The organism is Caldalkalibacillus salinus (assembly GCF_016745835.1).
Taxonomy (GTDB): domain Bacteria; phylum Bacillota; class Bacilli; order Caldalkalibacillales; family JCM-10596; genus Caldalkalibacillus_A; species Caldalkalibacillus_A salinus.
The window spans coordinates 44393-55798 of record NZ_JAERVL010000035.1; the positions used below are offsets into that span (position 1 = coordinate 44393).

Annotated in this window: 13 protein-coding genes; 11 read left to right on the top strand and 2 right to left on the bottom strand. The window is 43.2% G+C overall.

Features of this window, described 5'->3' with window-relative positions; all coding sequences use genetic code 11:
• The first annotated feature begins 75 nt into the window (after positions 1 to 75).
• The 8 genes from trmL (at position 76) to JKM87_RS16750 (ending at position 5277) form a co-directional block, all read left to right on the top strand.
• On the top strand, positions 76 to 543 hold the full coding sequence (gene trmL / locus JKM87_RS16715) for a tRNA (uridine(34)/cytosine(34)/5-carboxymethylaminomethyluridine(34)-2'-O)-methyltransferase TrmL (RefSeq protein WP_202081513.1): 468 nt from the start codon (positions 76 to 78) through the stop codon (positions 541 to 543).
• 7 nt (positions 544 to 550) lie between these two features.
• Positions 551 to 1279, top strand: a complete 729-nt coding sequence (locus tag JKM87_RS16720; RefSeq protein ID WP_202081514.1) for an HAD family hydrolase — start codon at positions 551 to 553, stop codon at positions 1277 to 1279.
• Positions 1280 to 1383: 104 nt separating this feature from the next.
• Positions 1384 to 1947, top strand: a complete 564-nt coding sequence (locus JKM87_RS16725) for a GNAT family N-acetyltransferase (protein WP_202081515.1) — start codon at positions 1384 to 1386, stop codon at positions 1945 to 1947.
• A gap of 315 nt (positions 1948 to 2262) precedes the next feature.
• Entirely contained in the window at positions 2263 to 3441 is a 1179-nt protein-coding gene (locus tag JKM87_RS16730; RefSeq protein ID WP_236838912.1) for a pyridoxal phosphate-dependent aminotransferase, read from the top strand.
• A gap of 159 nt (positions 3442 to 3600) precedes the next feature.
• Positions 3601 to 3960, top strand: a complete 360-nt coding sequence (gene ymzB, locus JKM87_RS16735) for a protein YmzB (protein WP_202081516.1) — start codon at positions 3601 to 3603, stop codon at positions 3958 to 3960.
• Between the two features lie 156 nt (positions 3961 to 4116).
• On the top strand, positions 4117 to 4302 hold the full coding sequence (locus JKM87_RS16740) for a hypothetical protein (RefSeq protein WP_202081517.1): 186 nt from the start codon (positions 4117 to 4119) through the stop codon (positions 4300 to 4302).
• 196 nt (positions 4303 to 4498) lie between these two features.
• Complete coding sequence (locus JKM87_RS16745; RefSeq protein WP_202081518.1) at positions 4499 to 4687, top strand: hypothetical protein; 189 nt, start codon at positions 4499 to 4501, stop codon at positions 4685 to 4687.
• A gap of 224 nt (positions 4688 to 4911) precedes the next feature.
• Positions 4912 to 5277 (top strand): DUF423 domain-containing protein, encoded by a 366-nt coding sequence (locus JKM87_RS16750; RefSeq protein WP_202081519.1) that lies wholly within the window; start codon positions 4912 to 4914, stop codon positions 5275 to 5277.
• 115 nt (positions 5278 to 5392) lie between these two features.
• On the opposite strand, the gene JKM87_RS16755 is transcribed toward JKM87_RS16750, so the two are convergent.
• Both JKM87_RS16755 and JKM87_RS16760 read right to left on the bottom strand, forming a co-directional pair.
• Entirely contained in the window at positions 5393 to 6409 is a 1017-nt protein-coding gene (locus JKM87_RS16755) for a DUF3231 family protein (RefSeq protein WP_202081520.1), read from the bottom strand.
• A gap of 30 nt (positions 6410 to 6439) precedes the next feature.
• Entirely contained in the window at positions 6440 to 7453 is a 1014-nt protein-coding gene (locus tag JKM87_RS16760; RefSeq protein ID WP_202081521.1) for a DUF3231 family protein, read from the bottom strand.
• Between the two features lie 253 nt (positions 7454 to 7706).
• Here JKM87_RS16760 and JKM87_RS16765 point away from each other — a divergent pair, with 253 nt between their 5' ends.
• From JKM87_RS16765 to JKM87_RS16775, 3 genes are all read left to right on the top strand, one after another.
• Positions 7707 to 8927, top strand: coding sequence for a M20 family metallopeptidase (locus JKM87_RS16765; protein ID WP_202081522.1), 1221 nt, complete (start codon positions 7707 to 7709; stop codon positions 8925 to 8927).
• A gap of 80 nt (positions 8928 to 9007) precedes the next feature.
• On the top strand, positions 9008 to 10042 hold the full coding sequence (gene ltaE, locus JKM87_RS16770) for a low-specificity L-threonine aldolase (RefSeq protein WP_202081523.1): 1035 nt from the start codon (positions 9008 to 9010) through the stop codon (positions 10040 to 10042).
• 229 nt (positions 10043 to 10271) lie between these two features.
• Complete coding sequence (locus JKM87_RS16775) at positions 10272 to 11312, top strand: tetratricopeptide repeat protein (protein ID WP_202081524.1); 1041 nt, start codon at positions 10272 to 10274, stop codon at positions 11310 to 11312.
• Positions 11313 to 11406: the final 94 nt, after the last annotated feature.

An 11406-nucleotide genomic window follows, 5' to 3' on the forward strand; every position in this document is an offset into this window, starting at 1 on the left:
ATAACGGATTTTAGCAGTGATATCTAAAGGAGCCAGCATGTAAAAAAACAATGACAACGTGATAGAGGTGGCATCGTGGGATTTCATATCGTACTATATCAACCTGAAATACCGTATAACACAGGTAATATTGCACGGACATGTGCGGCAACGAACACAACGTTACATATTATTAGGCCGATGGGTTTCTCAACGAATGACCGCATGTTGAAAAGAGCCGGGTGTGATTACTGGCATTCTGTTGATGTCCGTTATTACGATTCATTACAGGAATGTATGGAGCAGTATGCTAAGCACCGGTTCTTTTTTGTGGAGACGGACGGCGCTAAGACATATACCGAAATCTCGTATCAAGATGGGGATTTCTTCGTATTTGGAAAAGAAACAACCGGCATCCCTCAGTCGATACTCGACGAACACAAAGAGAACTGGGTGAATATCCCTATGAGTGTAGAGCATGTCCGCTCTCTAAATTTATCTAATACGGCCGCCATTCTCGTGTATGAAGCACTAAGACAATTGCAATTTCCTGGGTTGAGGTGAACAAACAATGACAAAAGCAATATTATTTGATCTAGACGGCACATTATTACCAATGGATACTGAACAGTTTGTAGAAAATTACGTGAAGCGACTCGCCAAGCATGTCGCGCAAAAGATGGACCCCAAGGCATTCGTTGATGCTTTGTGGAAGGCAACCCAAGCCATGATTGAGAACAAAGAACGTCATTTGACTAATGAACAGGTTTTTGAACAAACATTCCTTGCATTATCTGAAAAAGAGCGAGCGGATATGTGGCCCCTTTTTGATGAGTTTTATGAGACGGTGTTTCCCACGTTAGCAGATTGGACAAAGCCAACACCGATCGCCAGAAAAGTGGTACAAGAAGCGTTAGACCAAGGTTACAAAGTAGCTGTAGCGACGAATCCAGTTTTTCCACATGCAGCTATTGCGCACCGTTTGACGTGGGCAGATTTGGACGATCTCCCATTTGAAGTGGTCACCGTATATGAGAACAGTACCTTTACGAAGCCGCATGCAGAGTATTACCAGGCCATATGCGATAAGCTAAATCTACAGCCAGAAGCGTGTATCATGGTCGGTAATGACATGCAGGAAGATATGGTGGCCAGCCGACTCGGAATGAAGACGTTCCTCGTTGAAGAATACGCGATTGACCGAGGTACTGGAGACAATCGAGTGGACAAACGTGGCACCCTCTCAGAGTTATATGAGGAACTAAAACTTAGAGAAGGATTGTTTGAACGACCAGCTTGATGTCATTATCAACCTAGCCTAAATAGAGTAAGACAACAGGTGTGGCCGTTTTTTACATGTTATGTTCATCAACAACCCATACTAACGTCAGAGGGGTGAGATGAATGACGCATGGTGAACCATTAATCATGTCTTTTGAGGCCAAGGACGGAACGTCAGTGAAGCTGAGACCAGCAAAAGTAGAAGATGCCGAACAGATTGTGAAGTCCAGTGAGGATATTGTAGCAGCCGGAAAGTATCTGCAAAAAGAAAGTCCCAAAACGGTCGAACAAGAACGTGATTTTATTAAAAAAGCTAGAGAACGTGGTCATATGTATACGGCCGTTGAGATTGAAGGTCAAGTTGTGGGAATTGCTCGCATACTGAGAGAACAGTTAGAAATGAAGAAACATGTGGGTAAATTTAGAACGTGGTTGAGCCCTGACGCACAGGGAAAAGGCATCGGTAAAAAAATCATGGAATATACGATAGAGTGGGCCAAACAGAACGACTTACATAAGGTTTGGCTTACTGTTTTCGCTCATAACGTCGGGGCGTGCAAATTATATGAACGCTACGGGTTTGTGACTGAGGGCAATCAGAAAGAACAAGTCATCATCGACGGCGAGTTTCAGGATGAAGTGTTCATGGCTTACTTTGTACAGAAACAGCGGGAACAAGTACAATAAAAAATCCAAGTCAACGTCATATTGACTTGGATTTTTTGGCTATTTATGCGTCTGTTTTGGGTTTATCATTATACCCTGCAGTGAATATAACCGCTAAAAATGCAATGGTAATAGCTGCGATCACAAATAGTCCCATGTGAGCTCCCTCCGTCGTCTAATTCACTTATTATATATTATTATAATGTTTTCACCTTTTTAATGCAAAAAGAAAGTGCTTCATTTTTGAAGGAGCTGTCCAATTTTTCGGAAAAAAACACTTTACATTATCTGAAAATTTGGATATATTATGTAGAACGAACGAAGAGGTGAATACGAATGCACAAAACCATTAGTTTCAAACCTGCAGATAGAATGACGGATTTGCCCCAGCAATTTTTCGCTTCATTAGTGGCCAATGTTCAACAAAAGATTGACGAAGGGTATGATGTCATTAATTTAGGCCAAGGAAATCCAGATCAGCCCACGCCGACACATATCGTACAGGCGATGCAAGAAGGGGCCGCAAATCCTCAGTACCACCGATACGCCCCCTTCCAAGGCTACTCTTTTCTAAAGGAAGCTATCGCTGATTATTATCTTAAGGAATACGGTGTACAATTAGACCCTGAAGAAGAGGTGGCGATCCTGTTCGGAGGGAAGTCCGGTCTGATTGAAGTGAGTCAGTGTCTGCTCAATCCGGGAGATACGTGCTTAGTTCCAGATCCGGGTTATCCCGATTATTTATCTGGCATTGCTTTAGCGGGCGCTCATATTGCCACCATGCCCTTGAGAGAAGTAAACGCTTTTTTACCTGATTATGACGACATTGACCCACAAACGAAGGCTAGCGCTAAACTGATGTTTTTAAACTATCCCAATAACCCTACGACAGGTGTGGCTAATGAGGCCTTTTTTCGTCAAACGGTTGATATGGCCTATGATCATAATATCGCTGTCGTGCACGACTTTGCCTACGGTGCCATAGGATTCGATGGCCATAAACCCGTCAGTTTGTTACAAACACCAGGGGCTAAGGAAGTGGGTGTGGAGATATATACGATGTCCAAAACGTACAACATGGCCGGCTGGAGAGTGGGCTTTGCATTAGGAAATCGTCATATGATCCATCTGATTAACAAGATTCAAGACCATCAGTTTGTCAGTCTCTTTGGTGCGGTACAGCACGCATCAGCCGTGGCTTTGAAATCTGATCAAACCTGTGTAGATGAATTGGTGTATATGTATCATAAGAGAAGAGAGGCGTTATACGCTGAGTTAGATAGAATAGGATGGGGCGCACGTCGACCTGCAGGGTCCTTCTTTGCCTGGGTTCCGGTGCCTCATGGCTATAGCTCTACCTCTTTTGCTAATTTATTGTTGGAAGAGGCTCACATAGCCGTAGCACCGGGTATAGGATTCGGTTCATGGGGTGACGCTTACGTCCGTGTCGGTTTGTTAACGGAGGAAGCACGCCTTGTAGAAGCGGTCAGACGTATAGAACGTCTCCAGCTCTAACGCTAGATAGATCAACCAATCCATACGGTTCAATGGCTTAAACTAGCTGCTCGATTTGTAACTTTCGTCACGATTCTCCTACCTTAGACCATCCCCAACCCGAATAACAAAGGCATAAAGTGATATCCTAACATTATGAGGTCAAAGGAGGGATCACTTTTGCAGCAATCATATCAAGAAGTAGAGGCGTGGCTTCAGAATCATGTGAACCGTACACTTCTTATACAAAAGATTGAGGATGGCGATACAGATCAAGTTGAAATGTTTCTCGAAGGCTCTCGTCTGGGTGAGCAAATGCATCATGACCCGGATGATTTCGTAGCAGATCGAGCGTTGCTCTTGCAGGGCGCGGGAAAAGTGATGACCGATGGAGAGCCCGCAGAACTCCCTCAAGCTGTGTTTGAGATTCCATTGAGTGGGGAATGCAGAGTATCCAGTGAGGGTGATCGCCTGCGCATAAAAACGGAACGTGCATCATATGATTTAATATCACAGCAAGGATCGCAGGGTCATCATTAAACCGAACTTTACATTTTTTTCTTGAAGTATTATACTAGGTAGGAAATGGAACTTCGGTAACATGATGGATAAAAATGATAGTGACACATTTTTGAAGTCAGAATGAAAACGTATAAGTGAGATAAAATTAAGATGAAAGGAAAGGAGGTTGTATCCATGATGCAAGTCAATGTCATTTATTCAGGAACTCAAGGTAACTCAACAGTACACCTTAACGATGCTAGTGGGAAGTTTCACTACGTATCTTTACTAACAGGTGTGTTAAGTGTAATCCAAACAATCACATCTGGTTTGACTTGGATACAACCTCCGTCAACATTTACGGCAGGTCGCTCTTTGTAGAAATGAGAGTGACAATAGGTAAGGCATGTCGTTTGTCTAACGGCAACGACCTAAATTACTAGAAAATGGGCCACAGGTTGATCATCCAAAGCATGATCTTTACCTGTGGTCTTTTATATCTCTAAGAAAAAGTGTATGGATGATGGTATTGCCATTGTTATTGACTTTTTCAAATGTGATATAAGGGGCCCTCATAATGGGTCCTTTTATTTTTGAGAACTTGAAAGGAGGTGAGGCGCAAGTGGTCTTTCATGTTTTTAATCTTACTTTTGAGATTAACGTTCGTTGGGAGAAAGAAGAAGAGGGACGGCCTGACCCTTTGGCATTAGAAAGAGATGCCCATCGACATCAATATTACCAAGACGTTTATCTCAGGCGATACTGAAAGAAAGATAGGATAGCTTAACTTAACTCATACAAAAAAAGGAGGCGCTGCAAATGAATATCATAAGGAGTAACCATCAATATATGAAGGTGATGGAGGAGCTAGAAGGGACCTAGCTATGTATGTTCAAGCAATTGCCACTTGATTTCTGCTCACCGTTTTGACAAGATATGGGTAGTCTAACCTATGAGCGACAGAAAAAAGGATAAAGCAGGTGGGAAATGATGATGAAACTGTTTGTATTACTGGGGAGTATCAATGCGTTCTTAACGGTGGCTTTAGGTGCTTTTGGTGCCCACGGTCTAAAAGGAAAGCTGTCAGACTACCATTTCGAAGTGTTTCAGACGGGTGTACAATACCATATGATGCATGCGATTGGTTTAATTTTGGTCGGTATCTTAGCGCAATGGCTCAATCCAAACTTACTCAATTGGGCAGGATGGACCTTGCTCATTGGCATTATACTCTTTTCAGGTAGCTTGTACACTTTGGCTATGACAGGCATCGGTAAGCTTGGTGCCATTACACCTATCGGGGGATTAGCCTTCCTTATAGGCTGGGTACTTGTGGCTATGGCCGCTCTCAAGTAAGGTAATGAGAAACGTATGAAGACGTGTCTAGACTAAACGTTTGGATGTTCATCCATCCAAAATAAGAGCGATGCAAATAGGACAAAAGACAGGACTTGCAGAAGCAGGTCCTATTTTATTGCCCTCTCATAAGTGCCCCACGATCTGGGGTCTGCGGTGGTTGTTCCATCCAATTTTTGTTAATCAGTAATTTGGCTCCATCTTCAGCGTACAAAGCCACTTCCTGCGCTAGTCTGAAGTAGTGAGTGGCTAAGTCACGACGTTGACTTCCGGCAATGGCAGTACCATAGTTCCCCAATCCCGTAGATGTAAGGGTAGTGGTGTGAAAAAGCATGAGTTTTTCAGAAAAAGGGGCTGTCTTTGTGTCCATGACGTGTGAGTCCCAGGACATTGGCGCTGGCAGGTCCTCCTCCTTAAGGATAGAACTGAAAACCTCCATATGCTTGTTAGCGATACGTTTCCCTCTAATGAAGTATTCTCTAATATCAGGAGAGCGTGTCACTTGAGCAAACGCCATCATAAATACCTTTCCAATAGCATTGGTGATGACATTGCTAAACAAGTGACTAATTTCGATAGACGTCAGTGGGTGGCGTTCACCAAAGAAGCCGGTCAGGAAATTCTGCTCTTTGACGAAATCTACTCGAACGGGTGTGGGAATATAGGGTGGACGTATATACACACCTTTTTGTAGCATAAGGTCGGTTGCTTTCCTATGTAACGATGCGGCTGAAGCAAGCACTTCATGAAAGAAGTCACTGACATCCGATCGAGCAACAGCACTAATGGACACACTCGCTGTTGCAAGTTCAATCGTGCCCATAAATTTTAAGTAATATAAAACGAAGGCATCAGACATTAAGCGAGGGGCCTCTGGGTTGACATCATCATCTGTGAACCCCATCGGGATTGGATGGTTCTCATGCTTAAAGATGTCCTTCACAGTCTGAAGCTGCTTCTTTGAGTTTTCTAGGGCGTATTGGACGATGGGTTCTACTTCTTCATCCTCAACTTTTTCTAAGAAATACTTCGTTGTACAAATAGCCATACTTGCTGTCATATAATGATTCCATAGCATCCCCATTTCAGCGGCTGTGAGTCTAATATTGTGTTTTGTCTTTTCCTTTGTCATACGATGTTGGCCTCCCTTAGATGAGTCAAACTATGACTGTGCTAATTGATCACGGTCCGGTGCCTGTGGAGGTTGTTCCATCCAAGCTTTATCAATCATGATATTAGCGCCATCCTCCCCGTATTGCATAATCTCCATTAATAATCTAGAGTAATGTGCACTAACATCCCGCCTAGAACTCCTCGCTATTCCATACCCATAATTCTCAATACCAGCAGCCACGAGTGAGTATATATGATACATCATGAGTTTATCGGAAAAAGGTGAGACTTTAGAACGCGTAACAGCGGTGTCTGAAGTCATCGCAGGTGGAAGATGCTCTTCATTTAAAATTGAGCTCAGGATTTCTATATGCTTTGCACTAATCTCCACGCCGCGGTGGAAGTAGCCCTTCAATTCCTCTGATTCCGTTACTTGCCTAAAGCCTAACAATAAGCTACGACCGATCACATTATTTTGCACGTTGGTAAAGGCACTTGTGATTTCGAACGTGTTGAGGCTACGTCGATTTCCAAACCATCCTGTTAGAAAGTTTTGTTTATTAATATACGCGACTTTTTCAGGTACAGGAATATACGGTGGACGAACAAAAAGTCCTTTTTCTAGTAAAAGGTTGACGGTCCTGTTCGCTAAGTCCATGGTATGGTTGAGTGCTTCATTAAACATATCACGGACGTCTAGCTCGGCCAGTAAAGGAATCGACTTGACAAACTCTTGCATACTGATACTGGTCATATGATGCAGATAAAACAGGGCGAAAGTATCCGTAAATAACTTGGGCGCCTTTTCATTTACATCTTTATCACTAAAACCATCCGGAATAGGATGTTGAACTTGATCTAAGATCATTCGCGTTTGATCAAGCTGTTCGATGTGAAAGCTGATATTATCATCGATTGTTGATTTAATGTCCGTATCATCCGTTGTTTGACTAAAGTATTTCAGAACCTGAAGGGCTAGTGTATTTTGCATATATAACTGCCATACAGCAGAAATCTCTGCAGCTGTTAGTGTATTGTGTTCAACATGATGTCCTTGGCTCACGGTAAACGACTCCTATTAGCAAATTTAGTCATGATATACTTGTATTATTTTCATTTCATGCGATTTTAACCATAAAATATAGGATTTTTAGATGGACGATTTAGGAATACATCTTTTCTACCCTTCGTCATCTTGTGTATAATAGTTAGAAATACGAAAAATCAGATTTTAGCAGATTTGGGCAGGTGTACTTTTAAAAGTAGGACGTAGAGCGGAGTGGAGAGGCCCTGAGGAACAAGGAGGAGACGAGTTTATGATAGACCAACTATTTGAAAGATTAGAAGACATTTATCCAGAGCTTGTGCAGTTCAGACGTGATTTGCATATGTATCCAGAGTTATCTTTTCATGAAGAACAAACGCCGAAAAAAATTGCTGATTACCTGACTGATCTTGGTTTAGACGTTAAAACAGGTGTCGGCGGCCATGGTGTGGTCGGTGTTTTAAAAGGGAATAAACCAGGCAAGACCGTTGCTTTACGAGCGGATTTTGATGCTTTATCTATTCAGGACGAAAAAGATGTCGACTATAAGTCCAAAGTACCTGGTGTCATGCACGCTTGTGGTCACGATATTCATACGGCAGGTTTATTGGGTGTAGCTAAAGTCTTAAGTGAAGTGAAAGATCAGCTCGAAGGAACAGTGATTTTTATCCATCAATTTGCTGAAGAACTTGCCCCAGGAGGCGCTAAACCTATGATCGAAGATGGCTGTCTAGACGGAGTAGACGTCATTTTCGGTGCCCACGTATGGGCCACGGAGCCATACGGAACGGTATGTTTCAATGAAGGAGATATGATGGCAGCATCTGATGCTTTTGAGATCGAGGTACAAGGTAAAGGTGGCCATGGGGCCATGCCGCATATGACTAAAGATGCTTTGGTCGTGGCCAGTCAGCTCGTTCTAAACTTACAACCGATCGTCAGCCGTCACGTAGACCCGTTGAAGCCGGCTGTCGTGACGGTCGGTTCTTTTCAAAGTGGTGAAGGCTATAACGTCATCGCTAACACAGCCAGATTAAAAGGAACCGTTCGTACCTTCGATGAAGATGTCCGTGACCAAGTGGAACAAGCGATAGGAGAGATAGCCGAAGCCACCTGTCAATTGGCCGGTGCAAAGTATCATTACAATTATAGGCGTGGGTATCCCACACTATGGAATCATCCGCACGAAACACAAAAGATTGAGACGCTCGCACAAAGCGTGGTAGGGCAAGAAAATGTTAAAAGAATGGACCCTATTATGGGTGGAGAGGATTTCGCCTATTACTTGAAGGAAGTGCCGGGCTCATTCTTTTTCGTTGGTGGTGGTAATCCAGAGATAGGGGCTGAATATCCACATCATCACCCTATGTTTGATGTAGATGAGCGCGCCATGACCATCACAGGGAAAATGTTTATCTCTGCTGTCCTAGATTTCCTATCGGACGGGAAACAGACAGCCTCATTATCTCAAGTAAAAACGGTTCAGGAGTAGGTCTTTACTTTCTAAAAGAGAAGATGAGATGTATAAGTGGATACAACAACTATAACAAGGCATAAAGGAATGACATCGAAATGATTGATTTAAGAAGTGATACCGTTACTAAACCAACAGAAGAGATGAAGCTTGCCATGTTTGAAGCTGCTGTGGGCGATGACGTATACGGAGAAGACCCAACGGTAAATGAACTAGAGTTAATGGCAGCGCAAGTGTTAGGAAAGGAAGCGGCGTTATTTGTCACGAGTGGGACCCAGGGGAATCAAATAGCGGTGTTAAACCATACGCGCCCTGGTGACGAAGTGCTACTTGAAGAGGATTCGCATCTTTTCCTGTATGAAGGGGGTGCTATGGCTGGCTTAGCCGGTGTTCAAACGAGAACCATTCAAGGTGTTCGGGGACAAATGCCTATAAATGAGCTTGAGGCTGCCATTAGAACAGATGATATTCATTTTCCAGAGACAGCTCTTATCTGCTTGGAAAATACGCATAACCGTGCAGGGGGTGCCGTTGTCCCACTGGAGTACATGTGGGAAGTGTATACGGTAGCGCAGAAAAACGATATCCCCGTTCACTTAGACGGGGCGAGATTGTGGAACGCGGCTGTTGCGCTTGACGTTTCTGTGAGTACACTAACCCAATACGTAGACACCGTGCAGGTCTGTCTGTCCAAGGGATTAAGTGCACCAATGGGATCAATATTAGCAGGCCCAAGAGATTGGATTGATCGTGCCAGAAAGTGGCGCAAGAAATTAGGAGGGGGCATGCGCCAAGCAGGCCATATGGCAGCCCCGGGACTTTTAGCCATCCGAGACATGGTGGACCGACTCACTGAAGACCATCGTCAGGCCAAAGCGCTTGCAGCAGGCATTGCGCCTCTCTCATGCTTTGAAGTGGATGTGGATCATGTTGAAACGAACATTGTCCTCGTTGATACTGAAAAGTCCGGACAACCAGCCCAGTACTTTATACACAAGCTAAAAGAAGAGTATGACATACTAGCTACGTCATTTGGTCCAACCCTTATACGCCTCATGACCCATCGGGAAATAACAGACGATCATATACAGGCAGCTGTTGCCGCTTTCCGCCGCATGGATGAGACGTTATAAAAACGACAAGTGTAGAGCTACAAAGATGTAAAATAGGATAAAAGTAACATTAATATGTAGATTTTAACAGAAAATAAGGTCATAATCGGATAGGAATATGTCGAAATATGTGATAAGATTTGCATATTCTGTCATGAGCAACCAGACTTACCTAGACTTCGGTCTAGGTTTTTCTTTTTGCTAACAGTGTGATCATCTCAAAAGTGAATATGCGAAGGGAGACAATGGTATGTTAACAAACGAAAAGGGATCAATCATGAGAGGTAAGCTTGGCGCCTTTGTAATCATTGGATTATTATTGATTTTATCTTCATGCGCTTTATTAGATGAACAAGCCCATGTAGATGGGGAACTGCTTAATGGTTTGCTTGATAATGGTCAATATGAAGAAATCGTCAGTTATCTAGATGAAAAAATAGAAGAACATCCGGACGACGTTTATCTCTATAAAGAAAAAGGTTACACGCTAACATTGATAGCAGAGGCGAATGGTTTTCAAAATGACGCGCCATCAGAGGAAGCCCTACAGTCATTTGAGCGTGCACTTGAGCTAGATCCAGAGCATAAGGAAGCGATGGTAGGGAAAGCACTCGCATTACACTATTTAGACCGAAATGAAGAAGGTCTAACCGTCTTAGAAGAAGCATCTGGACTGTCACCAGAAATAGCCGACGAGCATTTAGTGCGAGGTCATATACAATCCATGTTTGAAGAGTATGATGAGGCGATCGCGTCGTATGAAAAAGCACTAGAAATGGATGACACATTGACAGCAGCATATGATGGTTTGGGTTTTACGTATTTTATGCTCGAGGATTACGAACAGGCAGAACCGAATTTTGACCTGTATTTAGAGCACCATCCTAAAAGTATTAACGGTTATATTGGTCTCATAGAGATTTATAACATGCAGGAACGCTATGAAGAAACGATTCAGTTAAGTGAGAAAGCGATAGAATTTGTTCCCCATGATGATTATGGCTATTACACACGTGCTTACTTCCATGTATTCATGGAGGAGTATGAAGAAGCGATCGCCATGTACGACCTCATAATTGACTCATTCCCTGGCCAAGCGGATGGCTACTATGGGAAAGGCGTAAGCTTTGCTTTTCAAGGTCAGCATGAACCGGCTGTGGAAAATCTTATCTCCGCCGCACAAATAGATCCGTCTATCATAGACGACGCCTATGAAAGTGAAGCCTACCAATTTTTGCACACGAACGATGGCTGGGAAGACGTCGTGGCTCAAGTTGAAACGGCTCAATAAGTCCGTCATTATTTTTAAGTTTTATCTTTATTAAAAAAGCCTTCTCTTTAAAGTTGGTATTATCCCCTTAGAGTAGACAGTGTAAAAAAGCCCA

Bases quoted from the DNA above. Each gene is read 5' to 3' on its own strand.
- JKM87_RS16720 (WP_202081514.1), top strand. From the start codon at position 551: ATGACAAAAGCAATATTATTTGATCTAGACGGCACATTATTACCAATG.
- JKM87_RS16725 (WP_202081515.1), top strand. From the start codon at position 1,384: ATGACGCATGGTGAACCATTAATCATGTCTTTTGAGGCCAAGGACGGA.
- JKM87_RS16730 (WP_236838912.1), top strand. From the start codon at position 2,263: ATGCACAAAACCATTAGTTTCAAACCTGCAGATAGAATGACGGATTTG.
- JKM87_RS16740 (WP_202081517.1), top strand. From the start codon at position 4,117: ATGATGCAAGTCAATGTCATTTATTCAGGAACTCAAGGTAACTCAACA.
- JKM87_RS16745 (WP_202081518.1), top strand. From the start codon at position 4,499: ATGGGTCCTTTTATTTTTGAGAACTTGAAAGGAGGTGAGGCGCAAGTG.
- JKM87_RS16750 (WP_202081519.1), top strand. From the start codon at position 4,912: ATGATGAAACTGTTTGTATTACTGGGGAGTATCAATGCGTTCTTAACG.
- JKM87_RS16755 (WP_202081520.1), bottom strand. From the start codon at position 6,409: ATGACAAAGGAAAAGACAAAACACAATATTAGACTCACAGCCGCTGAA.
- JKM87_RS16765 (WP_202081522.1), top strand. From the start codon at position 7,707: ATGATAGACCAACTATTTGAAAGATTAGAAGACATTTATCCAGAGCTT.
- ltaE (WP_202081523.1), top strand. From the start codon at position 9,008: ATGATTGATTTAAGAAGTGATACCGTTACTAAACCAACAGAAGAGATG.
- JKM87_RS16775 (WP_202081524.1), top strand. From the start codon at position 10,272: ATGTTAACAAACGAAAAGGGATCAATCATGAGAGGTAAGCTTGGCGCC.